The 15,230-nt window shown below is 63.3% G+C and carries 14 protein-coding genes; 5 read left to right on the top strand and 9 right to left on the bottom strand.

What is annotated here, in order from left to right; genetic code table 11:
• Nucleotides 1-3 precede the first annotated feature (3 nt).
• The 6 genes from CLU91_RS26400 to CLU91_RS26375 all read right to left on the bottom strand — a co-directional run bounded on the left by CLU91_RS26400 (nucleotide 4) and on the right by CLU91_RS26375 (nucleotide 8,794).
• The gene (locus CLU91_RS26400; protein WP_100876478.1) at nucleotides 4-978 is read right to left on the bottom strand and encodes an HlyD family secretion protein; all 975 of its coding nucleotides are present in this window, start codon (nucleotides 976-978) and stop codon (nucleotides 4-6) included.
• Nucleotides 979-980: 2 nt separating this feature from the next.
• Nucleotides 981-2,390 carry a TolC family protein gene (locus CLU91_RS26395; RefSeq protein ID WP_232730891.1) on the bottom strand — a complete coding sequence of 470 codons (1,410 nt, stop codon included), beginning with the start codon at nucleotides 2,388-2,390 and terminating at the stop codon, nucleotides 981-983.
• 177 nt (nucleotides 2,391-2,567) lie between these two features.
• On the bottom strand, nucleotides 2,568-4,178 hold the full coding sequence (locus CLU91_RS26390; protein WP_100876476.1) for a bifunctional aspartate transaminase/aspartate 4-decarboxylase: 1,611 nt from the start codon (nucleotides 4,176-4,178) through the stop codon (nucleotides 2,568-2,570).
• Between the two features lie 46 nt (nucleotides 4,179-4,224).
• The gene (gene aspT / locus CLU91_RS26385; RefSeq protein WP_100876475.1) at nucleotides 4,225-5,913 is read right to left on the bottom strand and encodes an aspartate-alanine antiporter; all 1,689 of its coding nucleotides are present in this window, start codon (nucleotides 5,911-5,913) and stop codon (nucleotides 4,225-4,227) included.
• A 56-nt stretch (nucleotides 5,914-5,969) separates the two neighbouring features.
• Nucleotides 5,970-7,652, bottom strand: a complete 1,683-nt coding sequence (gene aspT, locus CLU91_RS26380) for an aspartate-alanine antiporter (protein WP_100876474.1) — start codon at nucleotides 7,650-7,652, stop codon at nucleotides 5,970-5,972.
• 272 nt (nucleotides 7,653-7,924) lie between these two features.
• Nucleotides 7,925-8,794 (bottom strand): substrate-binding periplasmic protein, encoded by an 870-nt coding sequence (locus CLU91_RS26375; protein ID WP_100876473.1) that lies wholly within the window; start codon nucleotides 8,792-8,794, stop codon nucleotides 7,925-7,927.
• Between the two features lie 248 nt (nucleotides 8,795-9,042).
• On the opposite strand from CLU91_RS26375, the gene CLU91_RS26370 reads away from it, so the two are divergent.
• Entirely contained in the window at nucleotides 9,043-9,306 is a 264-nt protein-coding gene (locus tag CLU91_RS26370; protein WP_071078113.1) for a heavy-metal-associated domain-containing protein, read from the top strand.
• 31 nt (nucleotides 9,307-9,337) lie between these two features.
• On the opposite strand, the gene ubiT is transcribed toward CLU91_RS26370, so the two are convergent.
• The 3 genes from ubiT to ubiU are packed head-to-tail and all read right to left on the bottom strand — an operon-like array spanning nucleotide 9,338 to nucleotide 11,829.
• Complete coding sequence (gene ubiT / locus CLU91_RS26365; RefSeq protein ID WP_100876472.1) at nucleotides 9,338-9,865, bottom strand: ubiquinone anaerobic biosynthesis accessory factor UbiT; 528 nt, start codon at nucleotides 9,863-9,865, stop codon at nucleotides 9,338-9,340.
• 20 nt (nucleotides 9,866-9,885) lie between these two features.
• On the bottom strand, nucleotides 9,886-10,782 hold the full coding sequence (gene ubiV, locus CLU91_RS26360; protein ID WP_100876937.1) for a ubiquinone anaerobic biosynthesis protein UbiV: 897 nt from the start codon (nucleotides 10,780-10,782) through the stop codon (nucleotides 9,886-9,888).
• Nucleotides 10,783-10,791: 9 nt separating this feature from the next.
• A complete protein-coding gene (gene ubiU / locus CLU91_RS26355; protein WP_442906587.1) occupies nucleotides 10,792-11,829 on the bottom strand; it encodes a ubiquinone anaerobic biosynthesis protein UbiU in 1,038 nt (345 codons plus the stop codon).
• A 161-nt stretch (nucleotides 11,830-11,990) separates the two neighbouring features.
• Between ubiU and CLU91_RS26350 the strand changes: the two genes are divergently transcribed.
• From CLU91_RS26350 to CLU91_RS26335, 4 genes are all read left to right on the top strand, one after another.
• On the top strand, nucleotides 11,991-12,407 hold the full coding sequence (locus tag CLU91_RS26350; protein ID WP_100876471.1) for a hypothetical protein: 417 nt from the start codon (nucleotides 11,991-11,993) through the stop codon (nucleotides 12,405-12,407).
• Nucleotides 12,408-12,525: 118 nt separating this feature from the next.
• Nucleotides 12,526-14,274, top strand: coding sequence for a ribonucleoside triphosphate reductase (locus CLU91_RS26345; protein ID WP_100876470.1), 1,749 nt, complete (start codon nucleotides 12,526-12,528; stop codon nucleotides 14,272-14,274).
• Entirely contained in the window at nucleotides 14,271-14,468 is a 198-nt protein-coding gene (nrdD, locus tag CLU91_RS28740) for an anaerobic ribonucleoside-triphosphate reductase (RefSeq protein WP_086147637.1), read from the top strand. Before CLU91_RS26345 ends, nrdD begins: the two co-directional genes overlap by 4 nt.
• On the top strand, nucleotides 14,461-15,165 hold the full coding sequence (locus CLU91_RS26335) for an anaerobic ribonucleoside-triphosphate reductase activating protein (protein WP_100876469.1): 705 nt from the start codon (nucleotides 14,461-14,463) through the stop codon (nucleotides 15,163-15,165). Before nrdD ends, CLU91_RS26335 begins: the two co-directional genes overlap by 8 nt.
• Nucleotides 15,166-15,230 lie beyond the last annotated feature (65 nt).

Below are 15,230 nucleotides of genomic sequence, written 5' to 3'. Positions count from 1 at the left end.
GTATCAGAGCGGTGGAAACACGACCGACATGCCCGGACGCAAGCCATCGACCTTGATGGCGGGGCGCAGGCGGATTTCAAACGTGCGCAAATCCGTGCCGCCCGGACGGGCCGCGCGCCACGTGGCAAAATCCGGCAGCACGGCGACCGAACTGACCTTGAAACTCAGCTGCTGTTTCAGCGCCGGCACGTTGGCCGTATGCGTGCTGCCCATGGCAAACGCGGCCATTTCATCTTCGCGCACTTGCAGCACGGCCCAGGCGTCATCGAGGTTCACCAGGGTAATCACGGGGAAACCTTGCGGCGCCAGTTCACCGGGCTGTATCTGGATCTTGCTGACCTGGCCCGCCACGGGCGCGGCGATCTTCGTCTCGGCCAGGGCGATCTGCGCTTCCGTCAGCACTGCCCCCACCTGGCGCGCCTGGGCGGCGGCCGCCGTCTTGTCTTCCGGACGGGCACCCTTTTGCGCCATGTCATATTGCGCGCGGGCCGCTTGCGCCAGCTGCTCGGCGGCGCGCCATTGCGCTTGCGCCTCGTCGCGTTTCTGTTGGGCGATCACGCCTTGCTCGTACATATTATTGACGCGGGTGTACGTGGTTTTGGCGATGGTGGCGCCCGTTTGCGCCCGCTCCCAGTTGGCTTTGGCCGCGGCGACTTCTTCCGGACGCGCCCCCGCTTGCGCCTTTTGCGCCACGGCCTCGGCCGCTTGTGTAGCGGCCGTCGCTTGCGCGATCTTCGCATCCACTTCCGGACTCGTCAGCTGGAACAGCAGCTCACCTTTCGGCACCGTCTGGCCCAGCTTGACGTACAGCTCGCCCACCCTGCCCGGCACTTTCGACGAGACATTGACTTCCTGCGCATCCATCTGCCCCTGCAAAGGCAGGCGCTGCGGCTGGAAGGCCTGGTACAGGCCCCAGCCGACGAAGCCGAGGACGATGATGGCGGCGACGATGGCCAAGGGTTTTTTGGAAGTACTCATTATTATTTGTCCACAGGTAATTGGATATCGGCCGCGGCGGCCAGGCTGCCCAGGCGTTGCGACTCGCCCGTCGCTTCCAGCAATTGCGCCAGGCCCATCACATAGTGATAGGCAGTCTGCGCCCGCTGGGTTTCGACCTTGGCCAGGTTCAGGCGCGCGTCGACCACTTCCAGCGACGTCACTTGCCCTTGCTGGAAGGCCACTGTTTGCAAGCGGATATTTTCGCGCGCCAGCTCCACCGACGACGCCGTGGACAGGTACTGGATGCGGGCGTTTTCCAGCGCGCGCCAGTTCTTTTCGATCAGGGTGGGAATGTCGCGCTCGGCCTGGCGCGCCACCACTTCCACCCGCTCCTGGTCGAGCTTGGCGGCGGCGATCATCTTGCCCGTGTTGATGCGGTGCACGAGGGGAACGGACACGACCAGGCCGATGGCCCAGTTCGAGCGCACGAGTTTTTCGTTGCCTCGGTTCAAATTGTAGTTTCCGATGGCAAACACGGTGGGCGCGTATTCCTTGCCATGCAGCTTCAAGGCTTGCTCGGCCTGCACGCGCTTGCTGTCGATCTTTTTCCAGTTCGCGTTTTCGCGCATGCCCGTGCTGATGAACGATTGCAAGGTGCCGACCGGCAAGCTGTTGACGAACAGCGGCGTGCTGGGCAGCACTTGCGTGCTGACGGCAAGCAAACGGTCAAGCGCCACCTGGGCGATTTCCTCGTCGCTGCGCGCCTGCGCTTCGTCGCTGCGGGCGCTGTCGAGGGCCACGTCGGCGCGCAAGCGTTCCGCGCGCGAAATCAGGCCGCCCTTTTCCAGCCGGGCCGCGTCGCGCTGGTGCTGCGTCACGCCGGCCGTCACTTCGGCCCGCACGGCCACCACTCTTTTCGCCAGCAGCAACTGAAAATAGCGCTGCGCCACCAGGGTGGCCAGCTGCTCTTCCGCTTCCGTACGCTCGGCCTGCGCGGCCAGAGTCAGGCTCGATGCGAGTCCCTTGACGGCGTCCAGGCGCCCGCCCGTGTAGATGGGCCACATGCCCAGCAAACCGAACGAGGTCAGATCCGTCACCACTTCGCGGTTCAGGGAATTGGGAATGTGCGGCGTGGGCAAGCCGGGAATCGGCGGCAGCACCGATTCGATGCCGCCCACCACGCCGGCCAGGCCGCTCGTATCGATACTCAAGTCCGTCGACAGGCGGCCGCGAAACGCCGTCAAGTCCACGGACGGACCATCGATATTCGACAAGGCTTCCGCCTTCAGTGTTTTTGCGCGCACGTCGAGTGCGGCGCCCTGCACGGCGCCCGAAGCCCTGGCCGCTTGCTGCAGCGCTTCGTTCAATGTCAGCGGTTCCGCCAGCGCGGGCATGGCCGCGCCCAGCGCGCCCGCCAGCAATAATGATAAGTGTCCTTGCAATCTGCCCATGTAGCGTCCAGTCAATGAATGAGGGGAAAGCACGGGGTTGCCATGTTTATACTTTCACAATAGCAATTATATCCACGGATGTCCATTTCAGCCTGCACTATTGCTTACTGCGGCCGGCATGTGAAAACGGGCGCCTCTTGCGGGGCGCCCGTTGCGGTCAAGCCTTTAGCAAACTAATTATTTCTTGGCCTTCTTGCTACCCTTTTCTTTTTCCTTTTCAAACACGGCAAAGAACTCGGACGCCATGCTGCGGATGGCGCGGCCGATGTTGGCGTAGTCGTATTCGTTCAGGTTGGCCAGCGACACGCGGCCGGACGGGTGCGTGGTGCCGAAGCCGCGGCCCGGCAGCAAGATGACGCCCGTTTCCTCGGCCAGGCGGAACAGCGCTTCGTTGGGTTTGAGTTTTTTCAGCAGCCACTGCGAAAACTCCACGCCATGCATCTGCGCGGCCAGGGATTCCATGTCCAGCAAATGGTAGTAGCGCACGGAATTGGCGTCGTGCACCATCGGCAAGCCCAGTTCGCGGTACAGCGCTTCCTTGCGGCGCAACACGATGCGCTTCATCGATTGCTTGTACTTTTGCTCTTCATCCATCAGCGAGAACAGCGAGAACAAGGTCATCTGCGCCTGCACGGGCGTGGACAGGCCGGCCGTGTGGTTCAGCGCCACCGTGCGGCTGTCGGCCACCAGGCGGTCGATGAATTTCAGCTCGCGCGGCTCCGTCGTGATCGAGTGATAGCGCGCATCGAGCTGCTTCTTGATGGTTTCCGGCAACTTGGAAATTTTGTCGTCGAGCACATTGTTTTCATGCGTGGCCACCACGCCCATGCGCCAGCCCGTCGCGCCGAAGTATTTCGAGAACGAGTAGACGAGGATGGTGTTGAACGGGCAAATGGCGAACAGCGAGACGAAATTGTCGGCAAAGGTGCCATACACGTCATCGGTCAGGATGATCAGGTCCGGGCGCTTCTTGATGATCTTGGCGATGTATTCCAGGGTCTCGTCGTCGATCTTGACGGAAGGCGGATTGCTGGGGTTGACGAGGAAGAAAGCTTTGACTTTCGGATCGAGCAGCTTGTCCAGCTCCTTCTTCGTGAATTGCCAGTTGTTCGATTGCGGCGCATCGATGTGCACGGTGTTCAGCTTGTAGTCGTTCAGCTGGGGAATCTCGATGTAGGGCGTGAAGATCGGCATGCCCAGGGCGATGGTGTCGCCTTCCTGGATGATGTGGTTCGATTTCAGGCTGGCGAACAGATACGTCATGGCGGCGGTGCCGCCTTCGACGGCGTACATATCGAAGTTGCCGATAAACGGATGGTCACCGATCATTTCGCGGTGGATATACTGGCCGACGATTTTCTCGGACAGGCGCAGCATGCGGTCCGGCACGGGATAGTTGCAGCCGAGGATGGCTTCGCACATTTCATAAATGAAATCGCCCGCGCTCAGGCCCAGCTGGTCGCGCACGTAGGACACGGCCGCCTCGATGAAGTGCGCGCCCGGGTTGCCTTCATGCTTGCGCACGAAGATTTCAAAGCGCGCCTCGATGCCTTCGCGCGTGGGGAAACCGCCCACGTCGTCCATGTACACATAGGAACGTTCCGCTTCCGTCATGGCGAACTGGCCGAACTGGAAGAAGCCGTGGCGTGGCGTGGTCGCCAGGAAATTCGGGTTGCCGCGGCCCGCATTGAGCATCAGGCGGTTGCTTTGCTTGGCCGTCTGGATCAGCGCATCCTTCAGTTCGAAGGGGCTCAACAGGGCGAGTTTGCTTGGGTTACTGAAATCCATTTTTGCTACTCCTTATAGACAGACAATGTGCACGGTTCTTGCAGACTCAAACGAAGGCCACGATCAGCGGCCCCAGCAAGGTCAGGAAAACGTTGGCCAAGGCATATGTAATGGCAAACGGTACGGTAGGAATCGAGTTTTGCGCCGCGTTCAGCACTTCGCCGAACGCGGGATTGGCGCTGCGCGAGCCGGACAAGGCGCCCGCAAAGATGGCCACGTTGTCATAGCGCAAAATGTAGCGGCCGATCAGCATGGTCAAAATCATCGGCAGAATGGTGACCACCACGCCGACGCCGAACAGGGTCAGGCCGTGTTCGCGCACGGTTTGCACGGCTTGCAGGCCGGACGTGAGGCCGACGACGGCAACGAAGCCGGCCAGGCCCAAGTCTTTCAAGATTTGCACGGCGCCGCTAGGCATGTAGCCGAACGTCTGGCGCTTGGCGCGGAACCAGCCGAATACCAGGCCCGACAGCAGCACGCCGCCGCCGCTGCCCAGGGTCAGCGGAATCGAGCCGATGCGCGCCACCAGCAAGCCCACGAGCAGGCCGACGACGAGGCCGGCGCCCATGTAGACGAAGTCCGTCTTGGCGCTTGGCACGATCATGTAACCGACTTCGGCCGCCACGCGCTTGACGTCCTGCTCGGCGCCATAAATGGTCACCACGTCGCCCGTCTGCACGACGGTTTCCGATTGCATGGGCAAGATCTTGCCCATGCGGCTCAGCTGCACGACAAAAATGCCGTGGCGCACGCCGGGCGCTGTCGCGCTGCGGATTTCGCCCACCGTCTTGTTGTGGTAATCCTTGTTGGTCAGCACCATGTCGCGGCGCTGCATCACCAGTTCCATGCCTTCGACGGCCAGCAATTCCTTGCCCAGCTGGGAAGACACGCTGAGCATGGCTTCGCGCCGGCCCACGAGCAGCACGATATCGTCGGCCGCCAGCACCAGGTCCGGGCTGACGTCGATGATCTGGCCATTGCGTTTCACGCGCTCGATGGTAATGGCCGTGTTCGGATGGGCGCTTTCGATCTCTGCCACCGAGCGTCCGGCACCGGGACCCACGTCGTAGATGCGGCCGATCAAGTCGGGCGCGGCCGGCGTCTGGCCAGGTCCCAGCACCTGCACGCCCGCCTGCAGCGCCGTTTCCGCCTTGATCGCATCTTCGCGGATGGTGCGACCCATGAGCTTAGGCAAGATGTTGACGCAGACGATGATGGCGCCAAACGAGCCGAACACATACGTCACGGCATAGCCGACGGCCACGTTGCCCTGCAGGCGCGCCACCTCGTCGGCCGCCAGGCCCAGCTTGGTAATCGCATCGCCGGCCGTGCCGATGATGGCCGACTGCGTCAAGCCGCCCGCCGCCACGCCGGCCGCCAGGCCCTTGTCCAGGCCAAAGACCTTGGCCATGATGACCACCGTCAGCAGCGCCGTCACGGCCAGCACCACGGCCAGGATGATTTCGCGCACCGACTGGCGCCCCAGCGAATTGAAGAACTGCGGCCCGCTTTCATAGCCGACCGCATAAATGAACAGCGCGAACAGCACCGACTTGACACCAGGATCGATGGCCACGCCTACCTGGCTGACGAGGACCGCCACCAGCAGTGAACCGGCGACCCCGCCCAGCTGAAACGAGCCGAACTTGATCTTGCCGATGTAGTAACCCACTGCCAGGGAGAGAAACAAGGCAATTTCGGGCGACTTCTTGAATAACTCATGCAACCATTCCATGCGGACCGCCTTTCGTGTTGAAGGAATTCTTTACTGCGTGTGCTCTTGCAGGCTGCTCATGCGTGCACCGACCCCGCCAGGGCCACGATGAGCGGCCCCAACAGGGGCAGCACCACGTTCGATATCGCATACGTAATCGTGTAGCCCAGCAAGGGCGTCGAGTTGCCGGCCGCGTTCTGCACGGCCGACAGGGCCGGTGTGCTGCACTGCTGGCCGGCGATGGCGCCCAGCAGCACGGGCGCTTCCAGCTTGAGGAAAAAGTGGCCCACCAGCAACGACAGCGAGGCGGGGATGACGGCGATCAGCACGCCCATCAGCGGCAGCGACAGGCCGTACTGGCGGATCAGATCGATCGCCTGCGGCCCCGAGGCCAGGCCCACGCAAGCGATGAAGGTGGCCAGGCCGATATCTTTCATCATGTCGAGCGCGCTGGGGTGGATGCCCGGCATGCCAGGTTTTCGTGCCTGGTACCAGCCGAACACGAGGCCCGTCAGCAAGGCGCCGCCGCCCGTGCCCAGCGAAAACGGGATGCCGCCCAGTTTGGCGGTAAAGCCGCCGATATATACACCGAGCACGATGCCGATGCTGGCGTAGACGATATTGCTGCGGTCGCCCGTCGGCACGCGCTTGCCGATGGCGGCCAGCGCCGTGTTCAGTTCGCGCCCTTCCGTCGTGCCGTACAGGCGCAGCACGTCGTCGCGCTGCAGGGTCAGGTCGGGCAGCGGTGGCATGCTGTGCTCGCCACGGACGACGGCCGCCACGTGCACGCCGGACGGCAAGGCCAGCTGGCGCAGCGGCTGGCCCACCAGCGAAGCTTGCTGCAGCACCACTTCCAAGGCGGAAACCGCCATATTCAAGCCCGTCGTGTCGGCAAATTCCTCGCCCAGGATGGCTTCGGCCGCCACCAGCGCGGGACGGTGGCCGATCACCAGTACTTCGTCATTGGCGCGCAGGCGCAGTGCCGGTTCCAGAGGCAATACCTTGCCGTGCCGGCGCACGCGCGTGATGCTGGCGCGGCCCGCGAAAATATGCTGCAAGGCGTCGAGACGGCGTCCCGCGCCACGGCTGATGCGGTAGGCGCGGCCTACCATTTCCGGCGTGGCCTGCAGCCCGTCGCCATCGGTCTGGGCGCCGCCCATCTTTTCCCACAATTTATCGGCTTCCTCGCGCAGGTTGACGCGCAGCAGGAGAGGGAAAATCTGGCTGGTGACGATGACGATGGCGATCAGGCCGAAGATGTAGGTGATGGAATACGCGGTGACCACGTTGGCCTGCAGCTCGGCGATGCGGGCGGCCGGCAGCGCCAGCTTCGAGATGGCATCCGTGGCCGTGCCGACGACGGCCGATTCCGTCGCCGCGCCCGCCATCATGCCGGCCGCCGTGCCCTGGTCCAGGCCCAGGAAACGCGTGGCCAGCAGCACCAGCGCCAGCACCACCACCACTTCGATCACGCAGAGTATCCCCAAGCGCAAGCCCTTGGCATTCAGGTTGGCAAAGAACTGGGGACCGCCCGCATAGCCGAGGGCAAAGATGAACAGCATGAAAAAGACGTTCTTGACGCTGGCATCCAGCGTGATGCCCAGCTGGCCGATCAGCAGCGCGGCGATCAGGGTGCCGCACACGCCGCCCAGCTGGATGGGGCCGAAGCGTATCTGCCCTAGCGCATAGCCCAGGGCCAGGGCCAGGAACAGGGCCAGTTCCGGCACCTGGTGCAATACCGACGTGATCGAATCGAGCATGGACGAACCTTCGAAAAGATTACGGCTGGTTACAAGGGGACAGAGCGTTCGGCGGCTGGCGGCGGCTGGCTGTTGAACGGGCGCACGGATCCCGCACGGCACCTGCGTATCACCGCTTGTGCTGGGAAGATGTTGCAAAGTATTGCAATCTGGAATTATCTTCGGCGAAAAATTTACAAGTGTCAACAGGTGTTCTGTTGAACTCGCCTTGCGTTTTATCAAACATCCTGCGCACGATTGAAGCGCTTGTTTGACACTGAGCAATAAAACTATTAGTAATGTTTTGGACGATACCAAAGTGCCTTGCGCAGCAGCGGCGTCTCTTCCGGCAAGTCAGGATTGGCCAGTTCCAGCACATGGCGCCGGGACAGCTTCAGGCCATCCGCAAGACGGCCGAAATGGCGCTGGAACAGCTGTGCAAAACTGCCATCGGCCAGCATGGTTTCCAGTCCGATTTCAATATGGCGCGCCAGTTCCGGCCGGTGCTTGCCGACAAAGAAGTACAGCGCGGCCGGGTAGCGGATGACCAGGTGGGCATCGAGCGCCAGCGGCAATTGCGCGTGGCTGGCCAGCTCGCTTTGCGCCTCGATCACGGAGCGGGGAAAGTAATCGATGCGCCCCGCCGCCAGTTGCTGGAACAGGCCTTCGTAGGTGCTCGAGGTATCGAGGCGCAAGCCATTCGCCTGCAGAATGGCGCAATCGGGCCAGTCGCGCATCTGGCCAGCCGACAGCCGCGCCAGCGCGGCGATGCTGCGCACGCCCCGCAGCAACTGCGGCTGGCGCGCGTGGATCAGGGCCACTCGCCAGCCGATCAGGCCGCGGTCGATGGGGATGCGTACCGGCAGCAACTGCGTTTCGCGCGCGCGGCTCGTCATCGTCCACACGACATCGACGCTGCCCGACGCCGTGGCAATTTCCTGCATGGCGCGCGTCTGCACCATGCGCAGTTCGGAACGGCGCAACGCATACGCCTGGCCCGAACGCGCCAGCGCCAGTTGCAGCAAGGCCGTCACATAGCCTTGCTGCGGATCATTGAGTGCCTGGTGGCGCGGATACACGAGCGGCAGCGGCGGCGACGGGCTGGCGGCGGCCGCGCCCAACGGCCACAGGGCGGCAAACTTGAGCAGGGGGCGGCGCTGCATGGCCCCTCCTTTCCAGCGCTTTCATAGCGTTCTTATCAGAATGACAGTATCACGCAGCACAGCACGCTTGTCGACTCGAATATGGAAAATGTGTACAAAACAACAGCACTTCCCGGCTGGCCAAGAGGGTTGGAAATTAATCCAGATCAATAAAACGGCAAATAGAAAATAAATCGTGCGTGCGGCTCTGGACGGCATGCGCGCCCCTCGCCTACGCTGTTTTTTTATCTGAAAAACAAGAGGAACCCATGCAGACAGCACGCTTGAATATCATCGGAATGGATCACGAAGGCTGCGCCGACAGGCTGACGGGCGCGCTCGAGGCCGTCACGGGTGTGGCCACCGTGTGCGTCTCGCTGGCGCGCCACGGCGCCACGGTGCAGTTCGACGAACGCCTGGCCACGCAGGAGCGCCTGCTGGCCGCCGTCAACGATGCCGGCTTCATGGGCGAGGCCTCCGATGAAGAACAACTGCCGTCCTGCAGCGGCGCCTGCGGTCACTGCCGCCATTGAGTACCGCCACTGCGCGCCGCCACCTTCCCGCTTACCCTCCCCGCGCGCCCCGGTCGCGCAGATGCGCCAGCACGCGGCGCGGTCCCAGCGCCTGTAAATCGAATGGCGGCAACTCGATGGCGTCGAGCGTATTCTTGAACAGCAAGCCCAGCTCCGTATCGCCTTCCAGGCTCAAACGACGGCTGAAGAACAGCGTATCCGGATCTTCCTGGCGCCGCGCCAGCAGCATCAGGTCATGCACGCTGGCGGCGATGCACAGGTCCGGCACGTCCACATAGCGCTCGGCCACGAACACCGTGCCCTGCCATTCGAAATCGAAGGCGATGCCCGCGTCGACCAGGCGCAGGCGCAGGCTGCGCCCCTCCAGGCTGCACCGCACATCGTCGGGCAATTGCGGCGCCAGCAAGCGGTTCAAGCCTTGCACGAACAGCCAGGAGGCGGGATACGGCGGCAGCTTGGACAGCAATTCGGCCAGCGGTTCGGGCAGCCGGTACGACATGGCGGGCTTGCTCATGGCGGGCTTGGCCGGGATGGGCAATCTTTCCAGTTGATCTTGCATGGTGCTTCCTTTCGATGCGTTCAATGAGCGGCGTGCTGTTCCATGCCGGGCTGGCCGTGCCAGTAGCCGTCGCAGGCGCCGGCCGGCTGGCAGGCCGCCAGCTGGGCCTGAGCGCCCACGCCGCTGACCTGGCCGCGGCGGGCGCGGTCGAAGATGGCGATCACTTGTTCCGTATGCATGGCCTGCGGGCTGATGCGCGCCACGGATACGCCCATGTCGCGCATGGCGTCGAGTTCGCGCACCAGGTTGTAGACCAGCGCCGACTGCGTCTGCGTGCCATTCAACACGAGGAACGGCACTTCATCGCGCGTGCGCAGCAGCAGGCCATCCGGCTCTTCCAGGCAGCTGTAGCCGCAATCGTCCTTCGGCAGGTTGCGGTTGCGCGCCGTGAAGCAGCGCGCGGAAAACGCCAGCGGCATGCGGCCGTAGGCGAACACTTCCGTCTCCAGCCCTTCCGGTTTCTGGCGCTGCATCTCAGCCAGCGCCGTCTGTCCCATTTCCAGCGGCATCACCCAGCGCCGCGCACCGAGGCGCGCCAGCAGTTGCAGGCTGGGGCCATTGAACAGGTTCAGATGGGGACCGGCGACGAAGGACGTGCCCTTTTCCATGCAATGCACGGCGCCCATGTCGTTGGCTTCGACCGTATAGCGGCCATTGCCCGTGATGCGGCGCAGAGTCGCCAGTTCGGCGCCCGCCTCGATCAGCGCCTGCGTCGACAGCACCACCTCTTTGCCGGCAGCGGCCAGCATGTCGGCGATATCGAGCCAGTCGGCCAGGCGCACTTCATGCCGGCGCGAGCAGACTGTTTCGCCCAGGTACACGATATCGACGGCGCTGCCGGCGATCTGCTGGTAAAACTCGAAGACGGTGGCGCGCGGCCAGTAGTAGAGCAAGGGGCCCAAAGAAAGCTTCAGCATGTTCATCCTTTATTTCCAAGATCTGTGGTACGCACCGAGGGTGTGCTGCTGCCCTTCGGCCAGCTTGTCCATGGACGCCATCCAGCCCGGCTTGACGGCGTAGCGCGCATTGCCTTCGCGGCAGGCGTCGATCGCTTCGCGCCACACGCGCGTCACCTGTGCCACGTAGGCGGGGCTGCGCTGGCGTCCTTCGATCTTCACGGCGCGCACGCCCATGGCGATCAGCTGCGGCAGCAGCGCCAGCGTGTTCAGGCTGGCCGGCTCCTCGATCGCGTAATACTCTTCGTCATTGACTTCGAAGCGGCCCTTGCACAGGGTGGGATAGCTGGCATTTTCACCGGGCGCATAGCGGTCGATCAGCACGCCGTTCAGGCGCGACTCCAGACCGTTCGGCGTTTCCAGCCAGCGCACGGATTTCGCCGGCGAGCACACGCCGTGCGTATTCGGCGCCTCGCCCGTCGCGTACGACGACAGCGCGCAGCGCCCTTCGACCATCACGCACAGGCTGCCGAAACCGAAGACTTCAATCTCGACTTCCGTCTTGCTGATCAATTGCTCGACCTGCGCCATCGACAGCACGCGCGGCAGCACGGCGCGGGCGATACCGAAGTGTTCATGGTAAAAATTGATGGCTTCGTAGTTGGTGGCCGAACCCTGCACGGACAGGTGCAAACGCAGCTGCGGGTGGTGCTGGGCCGCATACGCCATCAGGCCCGGATCGGCGACGATCATGGCGTCGATGCCCGCTTGCGCGGCGCGGTCGATGGCGCTGCGCCACACGGCCCAGTTGTGCGGCTGCGGATAGGTGTTCAGCGCCAGCAGCACCTTGCGTCCGTATTGATGGGCGTAGCGCACGCCCTCGGCGATGGCCTTCTCGTCGAAATTGAGGCCGGCGAAATTGCGCGCATTGGTGGCGTCGCGAAAACCCAGGTAGACGGTGTCGGCGCCATTGTCGACGGCCGCTTTCAGGGCAGGCAGGCTGCCGGCGGGGCAGACCAGTTCCAGCGGTCCGGCCACGCGGGTGGCGGTGGTTGATTCAAGCATCATGATGTTCACAGTCCTGTATCGGCTCAGGGTGCAGACTATAGCCCCGCCGATACTGCCCAGTCCTTGACGCAGGTGAAGGAATGCATGCATGGCTGGCGCACCTTCAACTTGCTTGACCTGGCTGTAAAATGCCCCCTTTCCTCCCTCGTCGATTGCCCGCCATGACCCGCAAACCGCTGCTGATTTTTCTTCTGACCCTGTTCCTCACCGCGCTGCAAGTGCAGTGGGCCGGCCCGGCCGACGGCTATGACGCAAACACCCTCTCTGTGCTGTCGCCCGAAGTGCTGGGCGCCTATCCGGGCGTGCTGCTGCTGTTCCTGCTGGCCGTGTTCGCGCGCCGCCAATTGCCGCTGCTGCGCCAGGCCGCCATCTGCACGGGCCTGCTGGCCATCTACTGGCTGCTGGCGAACTACGTCACGTTCGATGCGCGCGTGGCCAGCTGGAGCACCTATACGCCGCTGGAAATCTGGACCCACGTGCTGCCCGCCTCCGTCGCCAGCATCGCCGCCTGCGGCGCCGCGTTCTTTTGCGCGAGCTGGCTGATCCTGCGCGAAACGCGCTGGAACAAAACCGGCTGAGGTAGTTTTTTCACCTGCATCAAGGATTCGTCACGCAACTGCACGCCACCTTTGACGGCACTACATTTAGTGGATAATCTTCATAAAAACACCGTATGTTGTGTTTATTGGAGGTTTCATGACGACGAATGCAGTTCCCCCCACACGCGGCCAGGTCGACGTTGCCGCGTCCATCAATGAATACCTGGACCGGCGCGACTGGCGCGTCAACGCCAACGCCAACCAGGGCTACTCGCTGGGCGGCCTGATACTCAACGTGTCGGGCAAGGTCATCGCCAACTACTGGCTGGACCAGGTGTATCCGCCGGAAGTGGGCGCGGCGCACCGCGAAGCGGCGCTGCACATCCACGACCTCGACATGCTGGCGGGCTATTGCGCCGGCTGGTCGCTGCGCACCCTGCTGCATGAAGGCTTGAATGGCGTGCCGGGCAAGATCGAATCGGGCCCGCCGAAACACATGTCGAGCGCCATCGGCCAGATCGTCAATTTCCTCGGCACCCTGCAGAACGAATGGGCCGGCGCGCAGGCGTTCAGCTCCTTCGACACCTATATGGCGCCGTACATCCGCAAGGACAGCCTGCGCTACGAAGACGTGCGCCAGTACATGCAGGAGCTGATCTTCAACCTCAACGTCCCATCGCGCTGGGGCACGCAGACGCCGTTTACCAACCTGACTTTCGACTGGGTCTGCCCGGACGACTTGCGCGAGCAGATTCCCGTCATCGCCGGCCAGGAAATGGACTTCAGCTATGGCGAGCTGCAGGCCGAGATGGACATGATCAACCGCGCCTACATCGAGATCATGATGGCGGGCGACGCCAAGGGACGCGTATTTACCTTCCCCATCCCGACCTACAACATCACCGAGGATTTCGACTGGCATAGCGAGAATGCGGAACGCCTGTTCGAGATGACGGCCCGCTACGGTCTGCCCTACTTCCAGAATTTCATCAATTCGGAACTCAAGCCGAACATGATACGTTCCATGTGCTGCCGCTTGCAGCTGGACTTGCGCGAACTGCTCAAGCGCGGCAATGGCCTGTTCGGTTCCGCCGAGCAGACGGGCTCCCTGGGCGTAGTGACCATCAACTGCGCGCGCCTGGGCCACCTGTGGCGCGGCGACGAGCCGGCGCTGATGGCCGACCTGGACCGCCTGCTGGAGCTGGGCAAGACCAGCCTGGAAATCAAGCGCCGCACCATCGAGGAACTGATGCAGCAAGGCCTGTTCCCGTACACGAAACGCTACCTGGGCACCTTGCGCAATCACTTTTCCACCCTGGGCGTCAACGGCATCAACGAGATGATCCGCAATTTCAGCGGCGATGCTTACGACATCACGTCCGCCGAGGGCCATGCGCTGGCGATACGCCTGCTCGACCACGTGCGCGCCCGCATGGTGCAATTCCAGGAAGAGACGGGCCATATGTACAACCTGGAAGCGACGCCGGCCGAGGGCACGACGTACCGCTTCGCCCGCGAAGACCGCAAGCGCTATCCCGCCATCCTGCAGGCGGGAACAAGCGACAACCCGTATTACACGAATTCGTCGCAGCTGCCCGTGGGCCACACGGACGACCCGTTCGAGGCGCTGGAATTGCAGGATGCGCTGCAGCGCAAGTACACGGGCGGCACGGTGCTGCACCTGTACATGACGGAAGCGCTGTCGGATGCGAACGCCTGCCGCGAGCTGGTCAAACGCGCGCTGAGCCGCTTCTCGCTGCCCTACATCACCGTCACGCCCACGTTTTCCATCTGCCCGCGCCACGGCTACCTGGCCGGCAAACATGAATTCTGTCCCACCTGCGACGCGGAACTGATCGCCCGCAAGCAGTCCGATCTCGCTCACCCACTCAAGGAAACGCCATGAACGCACGTCCCGACTTCACTCCCGCCATCACCCTGCTCGACACGGAACGCCAGCGCTGCGAAATCTGGACGCGCGTGATGGGCTACCACCGCCCCGTCGCCTCGTTCAACATCGGCAAGCAGGGCGAGTTCCACGAGCGCCAGTACTTTACGGAAGCGAGCGCCCGCGTGGGCCAGCCCGCCTGCCATGGCTGAGTTGAAAGTGGGTGGCCTGACGCCCTTTTCCGCCACCGACTACCCGGGCAAGCTGGCCGCCGTGGTGTTCGTGCAGGGCTGCCCCTGGCGTTGCGGCTATTGCCACAATCCGCATCTGCAGGCGCGCACGCCGGAAGGCGCCATGCCGTGGCAGGACGTCCTGACCTGGCTGCGCCGCCGCGTGGGCCTGGTCGACGCCGTCGTCTTCAGCGGCGGCGAGGCGTGCATGGACCCGGCGCTGGCGCGCGCCATGCACGACGTCAGGGAACTGGGCTTCGGCATCGGCCTGCACACGGCTTGCATCTATCCGCAGCGCCTGCAGGAAGTGCTGCCCCTGGTCGATTGGGTCGGCTTCGACATCAAGGCACCGTTTGCCGACTATCGTCATGTGACCCGCGTGGCCGGCAGCGGCGACCCGGCGCGCGCCTGCCTGGACGCCATCCTTGCCAGCGGCGTCGCCTACGAATGCCGCACCACCACCCATCCGGACCTGCTGCCCGACGAGCAGTTGCTGGCCCTGGCCAGCACCCTGGCCGCCAAAGGCGTCGCCAACTACGTGCTGCAGCAGTTCCGCGCCGAAGGCTGCGTGGATGCGGCGCTGGCCGATCGCCCCCTGCACGGCTATCCGGCGGCGAGCACGGTGGCGCAAATCGGCGCCATGTTTCCCCGTTTTACATTCCGTAATCATGGCGGTTGATCCTGCAGCCACATAATTGCTGAAAGCCTCACAAATTTCCCCGTTCTGCAACGCTGAAACGTCTT

The sequence above is a fragment of the Janthinobacterium sp. 64 genome (genome assembly GCF_002813325.1).
Lineage (GTDB): Bacteria > Pseudomonadota > Gammaproteobacteria > Burkholderiales > Burkholderiaceae_D > Janthinobacterium.
Note: the sequence above shows the minus strand (reverse complement) of the source record. Positions and strands in the feature narration are given on the sequence as shown.

Bases quoted from the DNA above. Each gene is read 5' to 3' on its own strand.
- CLU91_RS26400 (WP_100876478.1), bottom strand. From the start codon at position 978: ATGAGTACTTCCAAAAAACCCTTGGCCATCGTCGCCGCCATCATCGTC.
- CLU91_RS26395 (WP_232730891.1), bottom strand. From the start codon at position 2,390: ATGGGCAGATTGCAAGGACACTTATCATTATTGCTGGCGGGCGCGCTG.
- CLU91_RS26390 (WP_100876476.1), bottom strand. From the start codon at position 4,178: ATGGATTTCAGTAACCCAAGCAAACTCGCCCTGTTGAGCCCCTTCGAA.
- aspT (WP_100876475.1), bottom strand. From the start codon at position 5,913: ATGGAATGGTTGCATGAGTTATTCAAGAAGTCGCCCGAAATTGCCTTG.
- aspT (WP_100876474.1), bottom strand. From the start codon at position 7,652: ATGCTCGATTCGATCACGTCGGTATTGCACCAGGTGCCGGAACTGGCC.
- CLU91_RS26375 (WP_100876473.1), bottom strand. From the start codon at position 8,794: ATGCAGCGCCGCCCCCTGCTCAAGTTTGCCGCCCTGTGGCCGTTGGGC.
- CLU91_RS26370 (WP_071078113.1), top strand. From the start codon at position 9,043: ATGCAGACAGCACGCTTGAATATCATCGGAATGGATCACGAAGGCTGC.
- ubiT (WP_100876472.1), bottom strand. From the start codon at position 9,865: ATGCAAGATCAACTGGAAAGATTGCCCATCCCGGCCAAGCCCGCCATG.
- ubiV (WP_100876937.1), bottom strand. From the start codon at position 10,782: ATGCTGAAGCTTTCTTTGGGCCCCTTGCTCTACTACTGGCCGCGCGCC.
- ubiU (WP_442906587.1), bottom strand. From the start codon at position 11,829: ATGATGCTTGAATCAACCACCGCCACCCGCGTGGCCGGACCGCTGGAA.
- CLU91_RS26350 (WP_100876471.1), top strand. From the start codon at position 11,991: ATGACCCGCAAACCGCTGCTGATTTTTCTTCTGACCCTGTTCCTCACC.
- CLU91_RS26345 (WP_100876470.1), top strand. From the start codon at position 12,526: ATGACGACGAATGCAGTTCCCCCCACACGCGGCCAGGTCGACGTTGCC.
- nrdD (WP_086147637.1), top strand. From the start codon at position 14,271: ATGAACGCACGTCCCGACTTCACTCCCGCCATCACCCTGCTCGACACG.
- CLU91_RS26335 (WP_100876469.1), top strand. From the start codon at position 14,461: ATGGCTGAGTTGAAAGTGGGTGGCCTGACGCCCTTTTCCGCCACCGAC.